This is a genomic window from Beggiatoa alba B18LD, assembly GCF_000245015.1.
GTDB classification, from domain to species: domain Bacteria; phylum Pseudomonadota; class Gammaproteobacteria; order Beggiatoales; family Beggiatoaceae; genus Beggiatoa; species Beggiatoa alba.
This window is the reverse complement of record NZ_JH600070.1, coordinates 2,075,831-2,095,695: the sequence shown is the minus strand read 5'-3', so window position 1 is coordinate 2,095,695 and position 19,865 is coordinate 2,075,831. Positions and strand designations below refer to the sequence as shown.

Here is a 19,865-nt window from a genome sequence, read left to right as displayed (position 1 = left end):
TGCATACTGGCTTACGCCATATCATCCTTACGAACGTCACGAATACCTTTATTGTGCTCTTCGATATTATCTCGTGAAATTTTTCCTTCTGCGATTTCACGTAATGCAACCAACGTCGGTTTATGTTTGCCAGCAGGAACTAAGGGAGAAGCACCCAAAGCAATTTGGCGGGAGCGTTTACTTGCCAGTAATACCAATGAAAAGCGATTTTCTACATGTTTTAAACAGTCATCTACGGTTAAGCGAGCCATAATTAAAAATTCCCTCTACGATAAGATTTATCATTTTGTTTTAAGGTGTTGACAAAATGCTTTTGTTGCAGTGCGATGTAAGCATTTTTATCAAGTCTAACGTAACAATTACACTTCTGCCAAGTAGCTAACCGTGAAGATTGTCATTAATCCAACATATTTTTGTCATCTATTTGGCATATTAACTAATAATATGACTCAAGTGAAAAAAATGCCGACAATTTGGTGAATATGAAAAAAATTTAAGTAAATATAAAAATTTTTTTGTGGAACAAAATCAGTAACACTTAATCCCAGTATTGAAAGTTTTGTAAAATAAAACAGAGACCTTCTAGGCTTTCAAAACCTAGTAGGTCTGTCAGAACACGCGAAAAGGGTTGACCAGACAGGATTAAAACATTGTCTGAATCAGGATTTTCAGAATTAACAGAATTTAAAACCCTAAAACCAAAAAATCAGGTGAATCATGCTTTTTAATTCTGCTAATTCTGAAAATTCTGTGAATTCTGATTCAGACAAACTATTGTCTTTTTACAGGTTATATATATCAATGAATTTATTGAATGATAATTAAGAGGTGTATAGCATGAATAAGAAAACACATTGTCAAAAAAGCATTTTTTGGCGTTGGCAATATTGGGGCTATTTCAGTTTATTACTGATAAGTGTGAACTGTATCGCTGTTGAAACAAAAGTAAAGCAAACACAATGGGTTAGTATTCCATTAGGCGTTGCGGGTGGAATTGAAGAAAATAACCTATCGGCTTATCTCCTAGCCCCTGCAGGTTCTACCGACTTTATTTGCTTAGATGCAGGCACGCTTTACCAAGGGTTAAACGTTGCAAGACAAGCAGGCAGTTTCGCAACGATAACAATCCCTACGGATGTTAATCCCGCCATGTATTTACTGCGCCAACACGTCAAAGCCTACTTAATCAGCCATGCGCACTTAGACCATCTTAATGGGTTGATTTTAAATGCAACAGACGACAGCGCAAAACCTATTCTTGGCTTGCCAATCGTCTTAACCGATATACAAAACAATCTCTTTAACTGGCGAATTTTTCCCAATTTTGCCGATGCAGGCGTACAACCCTATTTAAAAAAATACCACTACATCACCCTAGAACCAGCCACAACGGTCGATATTCCAAATACATCGCTTAAAGTTACTGCTTTTCCGCTCAGTCATGGAAAAAATTACGATTCTACCGCCTTCCTGATTCAAGCGAATGAACACTATGCCCTTTATCTCGGCGATACAGGCGCGGATAGTATTGAAAACAGTGATAAACTCCAACAACTTTGGGCATACATCGCCCCATTAGTGAAAAAGCAACAGCTAAACGGCATTTTTATTGAATCCGCCTACCCCAATGCACGCCCAACTAACCAACTTTATGGACATTTAACCCCCGCACTGATTCTGCAAAGCCTACAACAGCTTGCTCAACAAGTGGACAGCGAACACCCCGAACAAGCGTTAAAAGACCTCACTATCATCGTGACCCACATCAAACCAAATACCGATACACAAATAGATAACCGTGCTTTAATACAAAACGAACTAACAGAAGAAAATCATTTAAATCTGACATTCATACTCGCTGAACAAGGACAACGAATTGAGTTTTAAGTATTCCACCAATACTTAACACGCTAAAGTACATCACACCTAATTAATAACCATCGAGAACAGGACTTATGAAAAAACTGCTTACGCTCATACTCTGCGGTCTCTCGCTCAATCTTTGGGCGGGTGATGCTGCCAACCTCCACTTTATTGGCTTTGCACAAGATGGAAAAACCCTTGCATTTGAACAATATGGGGTTAACGATGGTAATGCAGCCCCTTATAGCACCCTGTATATTGTCGATGTCCTCAAAAATGACTACTTGATAAAACCCTTTGTAAAAGAAGGTAAACCCGACAGCAACGATGACTTAGAAAAACTACGCACCGAAAACAAAGCCGTCGCACAAGCTAAAATCAAAGAATTAGGCATTAGCGATAAAAATCAGGGAATTCAAGTTATTTCTCACCCACTCAGCGACCTGAGCGCAGACCCGCATAAAGTGACTTTTGCCTTAGGCACACCCTTAACAGGACTTATTTACGAATCATTTACCCTCACCCTAGAAGAACAAGCAGGCAAGGCAGAATGCTTCGGCTTTGGCGATGCGAAACAATTTACCCTTAGCATCCAGCCCACCCCGCAACCTGAAGCAACCCCCACATTACAACCCTTAGAAAGCCTAAATACGCCTGCAACTACAGCGACAACAACGCCAACACCAGCTACAACAAACAACCCCACGCCACCCACAACGGCTGAACCCCCAGCAACAACTGTAGAAACCACAAAAACAGAGGAAGACACAACAGGATTAGTGATATTACAAGCAGATAAAAAAATTCCTGAAACACGCGGTTGTCCACTCGCTTATAGAATTCAGGATGTTTACATCTATAATGGAGAATATATTGCAGTCTTTATTAATATCTTCTCCCCTGGATTTGAAGGGCAAAATATGCGTTATATCGTTGTTACGGGTAAATTTAGAGACGTGCAAGGCTAATATAACAAGAGACTGAATCTATTTTGCAACGATGCGACACAATTAAATAACATGTATTTTTTCTAGGAGTTATTATGAAACACATCTGGATTATTGGGTTAGTAGGGTTACTCAGTTTACCTGTTTATGCAGGCAAGTTATATCAATGGGTTGACGCAGAAGGTAATACCCAATTTAGCCAAACGCCTCCCCCTGAAGGAACAGACGCAGAAACTAAAAACATCAAAGCCCCTGACGTTTCTGCCACGCCTCCAAAAGTTGCGCCTAAACCTGAAGAAAAGAAAACAGAAACGGCTAAAACCACAACCCCCACAGGCGATGACCCTGCCGCAAAAATCAAGGCTGAAAAAGAAGCGAAATGCCAACAAGCAACGGCTGTTTTACAACAACTCAATGCTCAAGGTAGCCTCGTGATTCCTAAAGCAGACAACCCCAACGAATTTGTTCCCATGTCGGACGAATTGCGGAAACAAAGAACCAGCGAAGCCGAAGCTTTTATCGATGCCTACTGCAAAGACAGTGCAGCGACTTCCACACCTGCTAATTAATCACCGCTAAAAACAGAGAAAAACCTGCTAGGTTTTTAAACCCTAGCAGGTTTTTTATTGTCTCAATCAGGATTTAAACAACATGCAAGACATCACGCCAAGTTTACAACTCCCCCCTGTTATTGCACATCGGGGCGCGTCTGCAAATGCGCCAGAAAATACACTCAGCGCGTTTCGTTTAGCCGCAGCACGAGGGGCAAAATGGGTAGAATTAGATGTGATGCTGTCCGCCTGCCAAACGCCGATAGTATTTCACGACGATACTTTAGAACGCTGTAGCAATGGGGTAGGCAATGTTGCGGATTACGCTTATATGCAATTGCGTCGTTTAGATGCAGGCTCGTGGTTCGCGCCCGAATTCGTAGGCGAACACATTCCAAGCCTCGCGGAAACTTTAGCTTTACTAAAGCAATTAAACATGGGATTAAATTTAGAAATTAAACCACGTCAAGGATTAGAGCAAGCGACCACACAAGCAATTATCAACATATTAAAAAAAACCGATTTAAACCATTTACCCCTACTTGTCTCTAGCTTTAGCCCTTTTTGCTTAGAACTCATGCGCCTTCAATTGCCACACGTTCCACGCGGTTTATTAGTCGACATGTTGCCAAATTCTTGGCAAACACAATTAAAAAGTTTGGACTGTGTCAGCCTACATTGTGATTATCATTATTTAAAAGCACATCAAGCTAAAGCTATTAAAACAGCAGGTTACATGCTACTGACTTATACTGTTAATCAACGCGAAAAAGCACAAGAATTATTTTCATGGGGTGTCGATGCCGTCTTTAGTGACAAACCTGATTTAGTGTAACGTGCTTATTGATATTTTTAAAAAACAAAAAATCCTTTTTAAAATTGGATATGATTACGCACATTGCCCGTTGTTCCTGTCCGTTTTGCGCACACAACAATAAGGATTTTTACAAATGCGTATCTACCGATTACTGTGTTTGCTGTCTTGTCTTTACTCCCCTGCTGTTTTTGCTGTTTCCGCTGCGGCACTTGGTTACTCCCCTAAATATCCCACTGATTTTAAACATTTTGATTATGTTAATCCTGACGCGCCGAAACAAGGAGACATCACGATTTCAGGATTTGGCACATTCAACAGTTTAAATCCGTTTTTACTCAAAGGGGTGGAAGCTGTTGGTACAACGAATTTATTATTCGATACCTTAATGGTAAAAAGCGAAGATGAACCTTATAGCGTTTATGCCTTACTCGCTAAAGAGATGCAGTTAGCAGCGGATAAACTATCCGTGACTTTTTCGCTCAATCCTAACGCACGTTTCAGTGATGGTTCGCCCGTTACTGCGGAAGATGTGAAATTTTCTTTTGACACCTTAAAAGGTGATAAAGCACATCCCCGTTATCGTATTTTCTGGAGTGACATTGTCAAAGCTGAAGTTATTAATAACTTAACAGTTAAGTTTAGTTTTGCAAAAGAAAATCCAGAGCTACATCTCATTGTTGCCTACATGATTCCGATTTTTTCTAAAACAGCGGTTGGCGAACAGGCTTTTGATAGTTTGGTGACAACGCCGTTAATCGGTAGTGGAGCTTATACAGTCACGGATTTTAAAATTGGTAACTACATTATTTATCAACGTAATCCGCAATATTGGGCAAAGGACTTACCCACACGGCGCGGGATGTTTAACGTCGATAAAATAACCGTTAAGTATTACAAAGATTTAAGCATTGCGATGGAAGCATTCAAGGCAAAAGAGTTTGATTTTATAACTGTCTATAACTCTAAAGAATGGGCGCGGAGTTATGTTGGTAAAGCCTTTGAAACGGGAGAAATTATTAAGGAAGAATTGCCCCATCGTAATAATGCAGGAATGCAAGGATTTGTCTTTAATCTGCGCAATCCCATGTTTCAAGATATCCGCGTGCGTCAAGCAATTAATCTTGCCTTCGATTTTGAATGGGCAAATACAAATTTGTTTTATAATCAATATAATCGATGTTATAGCTATTTTACCAATAGCGAACTTGCCAGCCCACAAGCCTTGCCGACAGATGCCGAGCTGAGTTTATTACAATCCTTACAAGCGCAATATCCGAAAGAATTTCCCGATAAGGTTTTAACGACTGTTTGGCAAAATGTAAATACGAATCCACCGAATTCCCTGCGCAGTAATCTACAAAAAGCCAGCCAATTATTGACAGAAGCAGGATGGACGCTACAAGAGGGTATTTTACAAAAAGAAGGGATGCGTTTAAGTTTTGAATTTTTAGTTGCACAAGATGGCTTTGATAGAATTTACACCCCATTTGCCCGCAATTTAGAGCGATTAGGGATTAAATTAATTTATCGTAAAGTCGATTTAGCCGTTTATCAGCAACTATTAGAAGCCTTTAATTACGATATGATTGTGACTATTTTTCAGCAAAATCAATCGCCTGCTAATGAATTAATGAATTTATGGCATTCTAGCTCTGCGGACAAACAAGGGTCAAACAATTGGATAGGTTTAAAAAATCCTGTGGTTGATGCCCTGTTATACAAAATCATTTACGCGCCCAATCGTGCGGAATTAGTCACCGCAACCCACGCACTAGACCGTATCTTATTACAAGGTGAATATGTGCTCCCCAATTGGTACACCAATGTGCATCGAGTCGCTTATTGGAATAAATTCGGCAAACCTGCTAAAAGTCCCTTGTATTATCAATCAATTGATTGGATGCTAGCAACGTGGTGGGTTAAATAGTTGTGTTCACAACACAAGTGATGCCTAAAGCCCGCCCTGTGCGTTTTGCAACGTTTAACGCCTCGCTGTTTCGTCCAAATGCGGGGCAATTAACCAGCGAATTGCAAGTTTGTGAACATCCACAATTATCCCAAGTTGCGGGCATTATTCAGCGGGTAAACCCTGATATTTTACTCTTACAAGAATTTGATTATGCCGAGAATCAACAGAATTTAACGTATTTTCAAGAAAACTATTTAAATCATCCGCAACAGCCAGAAGGACATCCCGTTTTTTATCCTTATCGTTATGCTATACCCTCCAATACAGGGATTCTGAGCGGATTAGATTTAGATGGCGATGGACGGCTAGACAGTCCACATGATGCGTTTGGCTTTGGCACATTTGCGGGACAATATGCCTTTGCGCTACTGGCAAAATTTCCCCTGCAATTGGATAAGATGCGAAGTTTTCAGTATTTTTTATGGCGCGATATGCCACACGCAAAATTGCCAAAAAGAGCGGATGGAACGGATTATTTTAACGCTGCTGCTTTAGACATTATGCGTCTATCCTCCAAAAATCATGTTGATATTCCCGTTGAACTCCCAACAGGCATCATTCATTTACTCATTGCCCACCCTACCCCGCCGATTGATGATGGTGTGCCACAACGCAATCGTTGCCGTAATTACGATGAATTGCGTTTATGGGCAGATTATTTAACGGATGGTGAACAAGCTCATTATTTATATGATGATAAAGGTCATCGAGGTGGCTTGAGTAGTCGGGAAAAATTCGTTTTAATGGGAGACATGAACGCTGACCCGTTTATTGGGAACAGTTTACGCGGAGCAATGACGCAACTATTACGACATCCACGCATGAATCCTACTTGCACGCTTGGCATACATGTCCCTAAACGCCCGCAGTTATCGCTTGCTGTCAATGCACGAGTGCAACGGGCGCAAATGCAGACAAGTACATGGGGTTTACGGGTTGACTATATCCTGCCCTCACGTTCTTTATGGGTACAACAATCAGGTATTTTTGCCCCTGTCGCCCCTGATACTGACGCCCCTTTAGTCACTTGTTCCGACCATTTTTTAGTTTGGACAGATATTAAATTAACCTAACCTGAGTTCGGCGAGATTTTATAAAATAAAATAAAGACCTGCTAGGTTTTGAAAACCTAGCAGCTCTGTCGGAACATGCGAAAATTTCTGACTAGACAAGATTAAAAACATTGTCTGAATCAGGATTTTCAGGATTAACAGAATTTAAACCCCAATTTAAATAATTTTATGATACGTTTACTATATCTTCCCAAGCATGAGGACGCATCAACATGACCGACAAATCTCTAGGCACATTCATCAACCCCTTCACCGATTTTGGCTTTAAAAAAATCTTCGGTAGTGAAGAAAGTAAACCCCTACTCATCAGCTTCCTCAATGATTTATTACCGATAAAACACAAAATTGTCAGCTTAGAATTTAAAAATATTGAAAAGCTCGGCATGTTAGAAGAAGACCGACGTGCCATCTTCGATATTTATTGCCGTGATGAAAAAAATCAGGAATTCATTGTTGAATTACAACGTGCGAAACAAGAACACTTTCAAGACCGCGCTACCTATTACGCCAGCTTCTTAATTCAAGACCAAGCCAAAAAAGGCAAATGGGATTTTGAATTAACCCCGATTTATTTCATTGGCATTTTAGACTTCTCCTTAGCCAGCTTTCCCGATGAGCGTTACTTACATTTCGGACAAATAACCGATATTTACAGTAAAGAAGTGATGTTTAAGAAATTGAACTTCATTTACATAGAAATGGCGAAATTCAAAAAACAAGAATCCGAATTAGCGAACCATTTGGAATGGTGGTTATATTTTCTCCGTGAATTAGTGACATTTGACGATATGCCGAGAGAATTTCAAGGCGATATTATCGAAGACGCTTTTGCGTTAGCGAAATTAGCGAATATGAGTTATGAAGACCGCCATGCGTATGAATTGAGTTTGAAATACTACCGCGATTTTATCAATGTGCTTGATACGGCTAAACAGGAAGGAATTGAAATAGGTCTGGAGAAGGGCATTGAGATTGGGATTGAACAAGGGGTTAAAAAAGGAATTGAGCAAGGGATTGAACAAGAAAGAATAAAAATTGCACAAGAAAGAATAAAAGTCGCAATAGCACTAAAGCAAAGCAATGCTCCTCTTGAACTCATTATGGTTGCGACGGGCTTAACACGCGAAGAAATTGAGCGATTAGAGTAAACACACTATAAAACAATGTGGAAGACTGCCAGTTCTAAATTTAAATCATTTTATGGTACGTTTACTATAACAGAATCTAAAACCCTCAAACCAAAAAGTCAGGTGAATCACGCTTTTTAATCCTGAAAATCCTGTGAATCCTGATTCAGACAAGCTGTTGTCTTTTTTTAAAAGAAACTCGTAAAACTCAGGTTAAATTAACTCAGTGAAATATCATGCAATGGTTTAAACAATTAGAAACACGAGAACGTTATATTCTAATTCTCGGCGCGATTATCAGCGTTGTTATGCTGATTTACGCCTTAGTGTGGCGACCGCTGGTGATGAATCAGCAAGACCTTACTAACAGCGTGATTGCCCAACAAGCCAATTTAGCGTGGATGCAAAATGCTGCCAATGAAATTCGGCAATTACGCCAACAAACAACGAGCAGTCCACAGGCAAACACGGGACAAAATCAATCTTTACTCAGTGCGGTTGATACCGCATTAAATCAAAGTGCTTTAGCCAAAGTGCCAAAACGGATTGAACCACAAGGCGATGATAGTGTACGAGTCCTATTTGATGATGTGAGTTTTTCCGCATTATCGCAATGGCTCGCCGATTTATACAACCGTTATAGTGTACAAGTCGCTACCAGTACAATTGAACGACTGCGTGCGAATGACCGCGTAAAAGTGCGTTTATTGTTATTTCGTGGAACAGTACGCACGGCGGAATAAAAAACCTGAGTTTGGCGAATTTCTTTTAAAAAAGACAACAGCTTGTCTGAATCAAGATTTTCAGAATTAACAGGATTTAAAACTTTTAAACCAAAAGTTTAAGGTGAATCACGCTTTTTAATTCTGAAAATTCTGTGAATTCTGATTCAGACAACAAAAGACCTACTAGTTTTTTAAAAACCTAGCAGGTCTTTTGTTACAGGTTATTTAAAAAAACGGAAACATCGGCATTCCGCTGGGCATCATAGACCACGGAAGGTTATTAAACCGTTGAACAAGCGGGGTTATACTGCGCGTTAAGACATTCATGTCGGTTGTCATTTGACGCAGATTAAAACTGATTGCGTTGGTATTAGTTCGAATTTCTTGCATTTCTGTCCGAATTTGTCCTATATGTTCGGTTAATGTAGTCATCCGTTGATTAATATCATGCAAATTCGTTTGCATCCCCCCTAAATTGGCAGTAATGTTTTGATCTATATGTGTGATAGCACCCGCCATTGTGTGCATAGTCGTCTGCATTTGCCCCATCGTTGTTTGTATATTTTTCATCGTCTGTTCCATATTGGACATGAGCGAAGAGACTTGTCCACTATGCTGGGTGATGGTTCGCATTTCGGTTCGCATCTCTTCTACATTTTTAGACATTGCTACAAAATGCGTGGAAACAGTTTCCATATAGTCAGTTAATTTGTGCATATCCATTGTGACCATATACACAAGGTAGAATAGATAGCCAATTAAAAAGGCGGTAATCGTCGCAACGACATATAGTATTTCTTGAAATAAAACATAACGTTGACTGCGTGAATTTACATCATTTTGTAACGACTCCAGAACGGGATGTAAATTATTCAATAACACTTGTAAACAAGCTGTTGAATCAACAGATTGTTTGCTCTCTTTTTCATGAGGTGTTTCAGGAGATTGCTGAGTTGTCATAGGATTATTAAATGATTAGTTTATTGTTTTATAAACCATCTATCGCCTCATCAATAATTGTTTTTAGCAATTGTGTCACTGCTTGACTCACCGCTGTAACGGTTGCGGATTCACCGATTAATTGAACCTTGCGAAAGGCAATCGAGACCATCTTATTATCATCAGGCGTTGTATAAAAACTGATTGTTAGGGGACAGGTTGCAAGGTTAGCGGGATGTAACTGTGCCATCTGATGAGCCAATTTTGCACTACAAAATTCAACGGCTTCCGCAAATTGATAAACAGGCGTTGTAAAGCCTAATTCTTGTCCTGTACGGTTCAACATGTCACTCAGATGTAAAGTGTTGCTAATCAGTAAGCCTTGATTAACAATTGCCATTTCTATGGCTGATTTGACCTCATTTATATCCGCTTTAACTTGATATATATACAAAGCACCAACATCTTGCGCTGTGACTGCTTCTGTCGAAAATACCTTGATAGGGATTAGAAAACACAAAAAAATAACAATACGCATCATGAAATTAGCCAATTAAATAAAATAAAGAAAATACCCCAGCAGGTTAATATTTGGTAATCATTGATTAACCTTTCTTAAGCGACAAAAGCATAAAAGTATCGCTATGCTTACTGATAGCTACCTTAAACACAAGATTCATTTATTATCACCTTATATTTAATAAGTTAGCAAACAAACCCATTCACCAGCAACAATGAATAACTTTCTTTGAATAAATGTTTATTTATCGCATATTCAATGCCGCTTGTGTAATATTGCTAAAAATTCGGATTACTTGTTCTTCATCAAGACAAGGTTTAAACGCTCTATATTGAATCACTTGTAATCATATCGATGACTGTTTTGGAGTATTGGTTGTGATGAAAATCTATAAAAATATAAAAATGCTGAGTTTGGCTTTTCTCATGGTTGGCTGTGCGAATCAACTCACTGCACAAGCAACAGCGGACGCAGGGCAGGATACACTTAACCCATCCCCGACCTTAGCCGCTACTTTACCGCCTAGCCCTGAGTTTGCCTCTCAACAAGAAGAAGCAATGTATGATGTATTAGTCGGAGAAGTTGCCAGACAACGTGGAGAGTACAGTTTATCTGCACAAAGTTATCTCAACCTTGCTGAAAAAACCAAAGACCCCGAATTTGCCGCCCGTGCCACCCAAACCGCGCTTTTTTCCCGCGCCTATGAACTTGCCGTTCAAGCCGCCAATTTATGGTTAAAACTCGCACCAAATAGTCCTGATGCCTACCAAGCCTTAGGAACAATTCTTCTACAACAAGAACGGACTGACGAAGCCTTACATTATTTAGAATCCATGCTCGATAATGCTCAAGGTAATCAACAGCATCGTTTAGAAATGATTCTAGCCATGCTTGAACAACGCAAAGGCAAAGACAGTGCCCGCGCACTCATTGAAAAACTCGTTGAACGTCGTCCCGATAATCCTCAGATTTTACTCAGTTATACCAATCTACTGATAGCCAGTAATGAGTTAGATAAAGCCATTACGGTTTTGCAAAAAATTCTGAATGCTGACCCCACCCACGAGCAAGCGATACCGCTCTATGCCCACGTTTTGCAAAAACAAAACCGTGAAACAGAAGCCCTTGCATGGATGGAAAAAGCAGCCACTGCTTATCCTAATAGAACAGATTTCGGCTACATTTATGCCCGCATGTTAGCCAGCGGAGAACAATATGAAAAAGCCTTTGAAGCCTTTAAACGCATACAAGCCACTTTTCCCCGCCCTGAAGATGTCCTATTTCCTTTAGGTATTCTTGCGTTACAACTCAATAAATTGGATGAAGCTCGCCAATTCTTCACCGATTTACAAAAACAGGCAGAACAAGCAGATATCGCTTACTACTATCTTGGACAAGTTGAAGAAAAAGCCAAAAATTGGGATACAGCCCTGACATGGTATAAAAAAATTAAATCGGGAGATAACTTCCTAACAGCTCAAATGCGCATCGCGTTGGTACTCTCAGAACAAGGTAATTTAAACGCGGCTGTAGAATACCTGCGCAATGTGCCAACAGAACAGGAAGAAGACAGTTTACAACTGCTCCGTTTTGAGGCAGAACTCTACGCAGAAAAAGAACGTTATCAAGATGCAATGGCAACTTATAATCGTGTTGTTGCCCTCGCACCGACTAATACCGACAGCCTTTATCAACGCGGTATGCTCGCCATCAAAATGAATGACCTCGTCCAAATGGAGAAGGATTTCCGTCAAATTATTGAATTAGACCCAGAAAACGCACATGCCTACAACTCATTAGGTTTTACCCTCGCAGACCACACAAACCGCTACGAAGAAGCCTATGAATTAATTAAAAAAGCCCTAAACCTCTCTCCAAATAGCCACTACATCCTAGATAGTCATGGCTGGGTTTTATATCGCTTAGGGCGTTACCCTGAAGCCATTGCAGAATTACGCAAAGCCCAACAACAAAAAGATGACCCCGAAATTGCCGCACACCTTGGCGAAGTCTTATGGGTCAGTGGTGATAAAGAAGGCGCGAAACAAGTTTGGGAAAAAGCAACACAAACCTTCCCAGAAGACAAATTTCTTAAAGAAGTCATTAACCGTTTTTTACCATGATACAACCCCGTTTTATACCATTTTTATGCCTGTTTTTTAGCCTATTTGCTGGGTGCGCTGGTATCAATTTTAAACCCCCAACCGCCACCCAGCTGGCACAATGGCAGCAACATCAAACACGGTTAAATGCTATCAAAACATGGCGGATTACAGGACGAATTGCCATACAAACCGATAGCGACAACTGGACAGCAAACACCTATTGGACACAAAACAAAACGGATTATGAACTACGCTTTAACACTCCAACAGGACAAGGCGCGTTACTTCTACAAGGTAGTCCTCAACAAGTGACGTTAAAGACTTCAGAAAATGAAACCTACACCGCACAAGACCCTGATACCTTAATAGAAGAAGTTACACATTTACCTTTACCTGTCAGTAATTTATATTATTGGATTCGTGGCTTATCCTATGGGGATTTAGTCACGAATACCTATGAACTCGATGACGCAGGACGATTATCCCAACTCCAACAAGCCAATTGGGGCATTCGTTACGAACGCTATGACAGCTTTAATGGGTATGTTCTACCCACAAAACTAACACTCACAAACAACCAATTCACTGTAAAAATTGTCATCTCACAATGGCAATTACAACCCGCTGAAACAACAGTGAAATCGTTATAATTTTTTAAACCCGTAGGAAAAAAGGCTGATTAATGACCATGTTAGTAAAAGAAATTGATTCTCGTGAATTATCCGAGTGGTTAGCATCGGACACTCCTCCCAGACTCATCGATGTCCGTACCCCTCAAGAAATGATGCAAGCCTCTATCGCAAAAGGCGAACCTATGCCACTCACAGTGCTACCCTTACGCATCAATGATATTCCTCAAGATGACGATGTTGTTATTTATTGCCGTACAGGCAACCGCTCATGGCAAGCCTGCATGTTTCTCATGCAAAAAGGGTATAAACGCATCTTTAATTTAAAAGGCGGTATTGTTGCGTGGGCACAAATAGGCTTACCTGTAGAGCCTATGAACTTAAATGAAACTATTCAATAAATCATTTAATATTAGCTGGTTAAAGCAATACCTAAAAACCCCCTTTTTTCATCCAAAAAAGGGGTTTTTTGTTGGTTTATATAGCAAACGTATTATAACTTGAGTTCGGCGAGTTTCTTTTAAAAAGACAACAGCTTGTCTGAATCAGAATTTTCAGAATTAAAAAGACAAGAAAATTAAAAGAATAAAAAATTATGTTTTTAATTCTGCTAATTCTGAAAATTCTGTGAATTCTGATTCAGACAAAAAAAGACCTGCTAGATTTTCAAAACCTAGCAGGTCTGGCAGAGATTACTCTCTTGTTTTTCATCGGAATTCACCAGACAAGATTAAAATATTGTCTGAATCAGGATTTTCAGAATTAACAGAATTAGCGGAATTTAAAACCCTTAAACCAAAAAGTAAGATGAATCATGCTTTTTAATTCTGCTAATTCTGAAAATTTTGTGAATTCTGACTCAGACAAGTCATTGTTTCTTTAAAATAATTTGCAGAACTCAAGTTATTAAGGTTTGCTAAGTCAAAAAAGGATTAGACAAAAAAAGGAGAGTGTATATTCACACGCTCCTTTTTTTATTTGAGGTTCAACAAGGATACTGCAATGATTAACGAGGGCGTAAGTCCAAATTTTTCATTAAATAGGCTTCTAAAGAGGTTTTAAAAACGTCAGCTTTTTCAGGATAGTAATCAAATAATTCGGGTGTGCCTGACGCACCTGCTTCTTGTAATGTAATCCCGACTTTATAGGGTTTTCCATCACTTTCAGGACGTTCTACCGCAACAACAATTTCTAAGTTTTCATAAACCTTTGCACCAGAGACAACATTCATGTCACCAGAAACCATTGCACGTTCAACCCGTAATTTAGAGTTATGAATCGTACTACGTACCATGTCGCTAACGGTGTTTAACTGCTCTTGAACAAGTACAGACCCTTGTGTTTTGATGTTAATGGATTTTACTGAGGGGCTAACATTTTGCAATTGCACTTCGTTTTTACCCGAAACTGTGCCAGGAGGGGTATCGGTATAAACAGCCGTTGTGCTGGGTTGGTTGACAACAGGCGTTGCAGGTGCAGAACTCATGGCTTTTTCAGCAACAGGAGTTGTTTTTGCGGGTGTGCTGGGTGTTGTTGGCTCTGGTAGGGCAGAACCATCTAGGGGGGTTAAATTCAGGTTTTTGACTAGGTAAGCTTGTAAGGCTTGTTTAAATGGCATTGGATTGTTGATATCGTAGTCAAACGCTTGGGCTGGCTCTGTTGTTGCGGTTGCGCCCGCTTCTTGTAAGGTGATGTCGACCTTGTAGGGCATTCCATCTGCTTCAGGGCGGGTCATAGCAATCAGGATTTCTAAGTTTTCATAGACTTTGCTACCTGATGTTACATTTGCTTCGCCTGAAACAGGAACTTGTACTACATTGATTTTACTGGTACGGATAATGTCTCTGACCATTTGTTGCACGGTATTTAATTGGGATTCGACCAATACAGAACCGCGTGTTTGAATGGTGAAGTTTTTAACCGCAGGGGTCATATTTTGCAGTTGGATTTCATGTTTAGGAGAAATAAAGCCTTGAGGTATATCTGCCCACGCGACTGGGGTAGCGACGCTTGTGACTAATGCCGTTAATGTGAAAGCAACGGTGGGTGTTCTGTAAGATAGCATTGTTAGTTTCCTTATCATTTTCATTAAAATAAATGCCAGTAACAACATTACGGTGGAAAATATAGCCATTTGCCAAAAAATAAAGCTTTTTGGAATATTACAATATGGAGAATTATCAAAACTCAATGATTTATTTTTAATAAATCGATGATTTCATCCAGTTGAAATTCTTTTGCTAAAGACCTTGCCCGTAAGATAAAGGCTTGCAATTGGGGTTCAGTTTCTAATTCTGTTAAATACTGTTGTACCCCGCCGACATCTCCAAGCATTGCCAACTCATGTAGGCGTTGTATTTGTTGCTGATTTGGTAAGCAAATATCTTCAATGGGAATGTTATTTGCCACCGTTTTTACGTCAGATGAATATATCCAGTGAATATTTAGGAGTTTTTCTACCGTATTAAATAGTTCTTTTACATGGATGGGTTTAGGAATAAAGGCATCACAACCTGCTTGTTGATATTGGTGTTGGTCTTGTTCAAACACGCTGGCAGAGATAACGACAAGTGGCGTTTGTTGTAAATGTGGATGTGTTTTAAAGGTTTTAATCAACGATAACCCATTTTTTTCAGGTAAAATGGCTTCCATTAAAATAATGTGTGGTGAATGTGTCAGTGCAAGCGTTAAGCCTTCTTCGGCATGATAGGCTTCTAAGGTTTCAAAACCGATAGGATTGAGTAGGCTACGCAGCACTTCACAGTTTTCTTTTAAGTTATCAATAATCAGTGCTGTTTTTGGTGCTTCTTGAAATCCGATAATTTGTTGTGTTTTATCCCCACTTTGCAAGAAATCTTCTGTATTTCCCAGTTGAACAGGGAGATTAATGATAAAACAGCTACCTTGTCCGAGTTCGCTATTAACGGTTAAATTCCCGCCCATCATTTCAACCAGTCGTTTGGTAATTGCGAGTCCTAAGCCTGTTCCTTCTGCGCGGAATTTTTCTTCGCCGACTTGTTGGAATGGATTAAAAATTTTATTTAAGTCTTCTGCTTTAATGCCAACGCCTGTATCTTGAATGGTGAAACAGAGTTGTTGAGATTCGGTAAAACTCACAATAAAGTCAACGACACCGACTTCTGTAAATTTAATCGCATTGCCAATGATATTAATCAGTATTTGGCGCAAGCGTTTTTCATCGCTATGAATGGTATTAGGTAACACTGAAATTGCGGAAAAATTAAAGGCAATCCCTTTTTGCGCGGCTCGCATTTTGAATAAATCAGTAATTCCTTCTAAAAAGCCACCAAATTGAATATCAGTTTCGTAAAGTTCTATACGATTCGCTTCAATCTTAGATAAATCAAGAACATCATTAATCAGTGTCAGTAAGTAATCGCCTGAGCGTTGGATAATATTAATTCCGTCTAATTGTTGCGTACTTAGGGTTTTATCACGTTGTAAAATTTGGGCGTATCCTAAAATACCATTAAGTGGTGTTCTTAACTCGTGGCTCATATTGGCTAAGAAAGCACTTTTTGCTCTATTTGCCGTTTCTGCGTGTTCTTTAGCACGTTTTAGCTCTTCTTCTATATGTTTACGTTCGCTAATGTCGCGGGCAATTGTTCCTACGCCAATTAATTCGCGATTATCATCTAATAACGGCATAATGACTTGTGAAACAGGAATTAATGTGCCATCGCTTTGTTGAAAGCAATGTTCACCCGCCCAAATCCCTTGTTCTATTGCTGTTGGAATATAGTCCTCTGCTAACTGTTCAACGAGCGTTTCGGGCAAATAGTCGTGTAGTGAAATATCTTTTGGATTGATACCATTACGCCCAATCATTCGCAACCCCGCGGGGTTAATATATTGAATATGTCCGTATAAATCGCTATAGCTGATGAAATCGCTGGTATTATCTGCTAAGGCTTTAAAGCTGGATATAACAGCTAGTTTTTCCTTTAATAATTCTTCGCCGCGTTTGCGTTCGGTAATATTTTCCAGCATTCCCACAGCAAAATGAGGCTTGCCATCTTTATCACGGATTAAAGAAACCGTGACAGTTGCCCAAATTAAATAGCCTTGTTTGTGAATAAAGCGTTTTTCTAATTGATATGTATCAAACTCACCGGCAATCATAGATTTATATTGGTCGACAGATTTATCAATATCAGGTGGATAGGTAACTTCTGATAAATTCATTCGAAAAAGTTCTTTGCGTTCATAGCCTAATAACCGTTCAAAGGCGGGGTTGCAGTCGAAAAATCGTCCATTCGTATCTACGAAATCAATCGCTAACGCAGAGTTTTCTAAAACAGAGCGTAATAATGATTCACTTTCACGCAGTTCTTGATTAATCAGTTCGACACTTTCGCGGGCTTGTTCTGCGGCGGTGGTTGCTAAGGTTAAAGCGCGTGTTCTGTCTATCACTCGTTGCTCTAATTCAGTTTGTGACATTTCTAATTGTTTTTGTGTCGTTTCACGTTCTTGTATTTCAGCGCGTAGTTTTTGTATGGTTTTTCGTAAATTAGAACGTACTTGTTCAAAAACGCGCGAAAACTCGCCTAATTCTTGAAACGAACTTTCATCAACTTGATGGTTGAAATCGCCACTATTTAGGCATTCTAAGGCTTGTGAGATGGTTTTTAATTGTTGAATTGGTGCTTTAGTAAAATGATTAATCAGAATATATAAAACAATAGAAGTTAGAATAATGCTGATAATACCGAAGGTAATTAAATGCCATTGTGTTAAAAAAAACGAATGATGTAGCTTAGTTAAATTATGAAATACATAAATACCGCCTACTTGTTGTTGAGATACATCATAAATGGGAAAAATCCCTGTTGCGTAAATTTCGCCGTTGTCTAGCTCTTTTATCCCCAAAGAAACGGCTTTATTGGGTAATACCGTTAATTTTTCACTCACGCCATGCAATTGTGTATCTTGTGTTGTGCTGTCAATCAAGAGCACATCAGAATTGTCTGCCCAGTTATTTCTGACACGTTTATTTTTTTGTAACGTTTGCCATGCTTGTTCATCAATAAATTGTTTATAAGCGAAAATACTGTATTCATCCCCTGTTTGGTCTTTCATTGCCACCAGAAAATGATCAATTTCTTCGCCTAATTCTACATAGCCGACTAGGGTGTTATTGATGTAATAAGGATGTACCACACGCAATGCAAAAGCGGTTTTGCCCAACTCTATGCCTATGCCGAAATCTTTTGTTAATACTGATTGACGATATGTTGCACGTTGAATTATATCACCATATAAATCAGGGTTATGCACACGTAAAAATACTGTTTTAAAGGCTTCAGGCAGGTGAAAATACCAGTGTGTAATACGATAACGATGTTTTAATTGTTCAAAGAGAGGAGAAGCGAGTTTATAGAGTGTATGACGGTCTTTTTGTTGAAAGGCTTCTTGAAAGGTAGGATTGTCTAAAACACTTAATAATGTTGCTGATAATTTTTCTATATCATTTTTTTGTAAATTTTTAAAAGATTCTTCTGCATGTAAAATGGCTCGCTCTGCAAAAATATTCATTGTTTGATAATAAGAGCGATTGAGTAAATAAATAGCAATTAAAACACTGATTGATACAAATATTATTGATATTAGTGATAATTTAAACTTGAGAGATTTCATTCCCTTTTCTCCCGCAAACCGTTGTGCGTCGTGATTTAATCTATTCGTATTTTTATAATAAAAATTAGTGAAAACATGGTTTCAAGAAGTTATAGAACAGGGGCGATAGCTAAATTTAAGAGAATGGCAACCTATAAATCTTTTTACAGTGTGCAATTGGTTCTATTTAGATAATGCTTGGTTTTTGTTTGCTTGACATAGGCGCGTTTATTTATGATAGGGGTTCATGTTTTATTGAGCTAAATCATGCTAAGTAAACAGTAGTTCTAAAAAAACAAGGATACAAGCTCATTTCAACATTTGTGATTCATCCATGCACTGAAGCTCTTTCCTATTTTTCAATTTCTGGACTGAATGAATAAATATCATGATGATACGATTAAATTTATTGTTTTTACTTTTTTTAGGGTTAGTGTTTAGCAGTGGTCGTTATGCCATTGCAGATGAACGTACTTATATCAGTAATGATGCGTTACAGTGTGAAACATTGCGCTTTATTTGCCCTGAACAACAACAGCCTTTTTTTGATGCACAAGGGTGTGGTTGTGAGGCAGCTCAAACGGTGCTGAAGTCTGCGCCACCGTATTACAGTACAGATGTACAAGGTTGTGCAACGTTAGAGTTTCAATGCCGTGAAGGATTTTATCCTTTTTTTGACCAACAGGGCTGTGGCTGTCAGCGTATTAATATGACAGATTGTGAAGGAATGACAACAGGTGTTTTAGCGACGCGAGCCGTAAACAGTGGATATTTATTAGAAACAGCATTAAAACCACGGAGACGTTATTTATTAAATGATATTAATGCCTGTCAAACTACTAATTTTAAATGTGAAAAAGGTTATTATCCATTTTTTGATGCGCAGGGTTGCGGTTGTCAGACAGTGCCAACTTGCCCTAAAAAATAAATAATGTGGCTGTTATTTGGGGATAATTGCGCAGG

17 protein-coding genes are annotated in these 19,865 nt (G+C 39.1%); 12 read left to right on the top strand and 5 right to left on the bottom strand.

What is annotated here, in order from left to right; genetic code table 11:
* Positions 1-11 precede the first annotated feature (11 nt).
* Positions 12-251 (bottom strand): DNA-directed RNA polymerase subunit omega, encoded by a 240-nt coding sequence (rpoZ, locus tag BEGALDRAFT_RS08520; protein ID WP_002685700.1) that lies wholly within the window; start codon positions 249-251, stop codon positions 12-14.
* Between the two features lie 586 nt (positions 252-837).
* Here rpoZ and BEGALDRAFT_RS08515 point away from each other — a divergent pair.
* The 8 genes from BEGALDRAFT_RS08515 to gspM all read left to right on the top strand — a co-directional run bounded on the left by BEGALDRAFT_RS08515 (position 838) and on the right by gspM (position 9,090).
* Entirely contained in the window at positions 838-1,887 is a 1,050-nt protein-coding gene (locus BEGALDRAFT_RS08515; RefSeq protein WP_002685699.1) for an MBL fold metallo-hydrolase, read from the top strand.
* 68 nt (positions 1,888-1,955) lie between these two features.
* A complete protein-coding gene (locus tag BEGALDRAFT_RS08510; RefSeq protein ID WP_002685693.1) occupies positions 1,956-2,831 on the top strand; it encodes a DUF2259 domain-containing protein in 876 nt (291 codons plus the stop codon).
* A 74-nt stretch (positions 2,832-2,905) separates the two neighbouring features.
* Positions 2,906-3,379: a DUF4124 domain-containing protein gene (locus BEGALDRAFT_RS18170; RefSeq protein WP_002685692.1), complete on the top strand. Its 474-nt coding sequence runs from the start codon at positions 2,906-2,908 to the stop codon at positions 3,377-3,379.
* An 82-nt stretch (positions 3,380-3,461) separates the two neighbouring features.
* Positions 3,462-4,196 carry a glycerophosphoryl diester phosphodiesterase gene (locus tag BEGALDRAFT_RS08500; protein WP_002685689.1) on the top strand — a complete coding sequence of 245 codons (735 nt, stop codon included), beginning with the start codon at positions 3,462-3,464 and terminating at the stop codon, positions 4,194-4,196.
* A 115-nt stretch (positions 4,197-4,311) separates the two neighbouring features.
* Complete coding sequence (locus BEGALDRAFT_RS08495) at positions 4,312-6,105, top strand: extracellular solute-binding protein (RefSeq protein ID WP_002685687.1); 1,794 nt, start codon at positions 4,312-4,314, stop codon at positions 6,103-6,105.
* 2 nt (positions 6,106-6,107) lie between these two features.
* On the top strand, positions 6,108-7,220 hold the full coding sequence (locus BEGALDRAFT_RS08490) for an endonuclease/exonuclease/phosphatase family protein (RefSeq protein WP_050978425.1): 1,113 nt from the start codon (positions 6,108-6,110) through the stop codon (positions 7,218-7,220).
* Positions 7,221-7,432: 212 nt separating this feature from the next.
* A complete protein-coding gene (locus tag BEGALDRAFT_RS08485) occupies positions 7,433-8,368 on the top strand; it encodes an Rpn family recombination-promoting nuclease/putative transposase (RefSeq protein WP_002685683.1) in 936 nt (311 codons plus the stop codon).
* Positions 8,369-8,583: 215 nt separating this feature from the next.
* A complete protein-coding gene (gspM, locus tag BEGALDRAFT_RS08480) occupies positions 8,584-9,090 on the top strand; it encodes a type II secretion system protein GspM (protein ID WP_002685682.1) in 507 nt (168 codons plus the stop codon).
* Positions 9,091-9,297: 207 nt separating this feature from the next.
* On the opposite strand, the gene BEGALDRAFT_RS08475 is transcribed toward gspM, so the two are convergent.
* Together BEGALDRAFT_RS08475 and BEGALDRAFT_RS08470 are read right to left on the bottom strand one after the other, a co-directional pair.
* Entirely contained in the window at positions 9,298-10,032 is a 735-nt protein-coding gene (locus BEGALDRAFT_RS08475) for a methyl-accepting chemotaxis protein (RefSeq protein WP_040294920.1), read from the bottom strand.
* A 28-nt stretch (positions 10,033-10,060) separates the two neighbouring features.
* The gene (locus tag BEGALDRAFT_RS08470; protein WP_002685680.1) at positions 10,061-10,552 is read right to left on the bottom strand and encodes a hypothetical protein; all 492 of its coding nucleotides are present in this window, start codon (positions 10,550-10,552) and stop codon (positions 10,061-10,063) included.
* A gap of 359 nt (positions 10,553-10,911) precedes the next feature.
* Between BEGALDRAFT_RS08470 and BEGALDRAFT_RS08465 the strand changes: the two genes are divergently transcribed.
* The 3 genes from BEGALDRAFT_RS08465 to BEGALDRAFT_RS08455 are packed head-to-tail and all read left to right on the top strand — an operon-like array spanning position 10,912 to position 13,666.
* Complete coding sequence (locus BEGALDRAFT_RS08465) at positions 10,912-12,654, top strand: tetratricopeptide repeat protein (RefSeq protein ID WP_002685678.1); 1,743 nt, start codon at positions 10,912-10,914, stop codon at positions 12,652-12,654.
* Positions 12,651-13,286 carry a lipoprotein insertase outer membrane protein LolB gene (gene lolB / locus BEGALDRAFT_RS08460; RefSeq protein ID WP_002685676.1) on the top strand — a complete coding sequence of 212 codons (636 nt, stop codon included), beginning with the start codon at positions 12,651-12,653 and terminating at the stop codon, positions 13,284-13,286. The genes BEGALDRAFT_RS08465 and lolB overlap by 4 nt, the downstream gene beginning before the upstream one ends.
* 32 nt (positions 13,287-13,318) lie before the next feature.
* On the top strand, positions 13,319-13,666 hold the full coding sequence (locus BEGALDRAFT_RS08455) for a rhodanese-like domain-containing protein (RefSeq protein WP_002685674.1): 348 nt from the start codon (positions 13,319-13,321) through the stop codon (positions 13,664-13,666).
* A gap of 605 nt (positions 13,667-14,271) precedes the next feature.
* Here the strand turns inward: BEGALDRAFT_RS08455 and BEGALDRAFT_RS08450 are convergent.
* A complete protein-coding gene (locus BEGALDRAFT_RS08450) occupies positions 14,272-15,330 on the bottom strand; it encodes a hypothetical protein (RefSeq protein ID WP_002685672.1) in 1,059 nt (352 codons plus the stop codon).
* 122 nt (positions 15,331-15,452) lie between these two features.
* Positions 15,453-18,923, bottom strand: a complete 3,471-nt coding sequence (locus BEGALDRAFT_RS18165; protein WP_002685670.1) for a PAS domain S-box protein — start codon at positions 18,921-18,923, stop codon at positions 15,453-15,455.
* A 367-nt stretch (positions 18,924-19,290) separates the two neighbouring features.
* On the opposite strand from BEGALDRAFT_RS18165, the gene BEGALDRAFT_RS08440 reads away from it, so the two are divergent.
* Positions 19,291-19,830, top strand: coding sequence for a hypothetical protein (locus BEGALDRAFT_RS08440; RefSeq protein ID WP_002685669.1), 540 nt, complete (start codon positions 19,291-19,293; stop codon positions 19,828-19,830).
* Positions 19,831-19,865 lie beyond the last annotated feature (35 nt).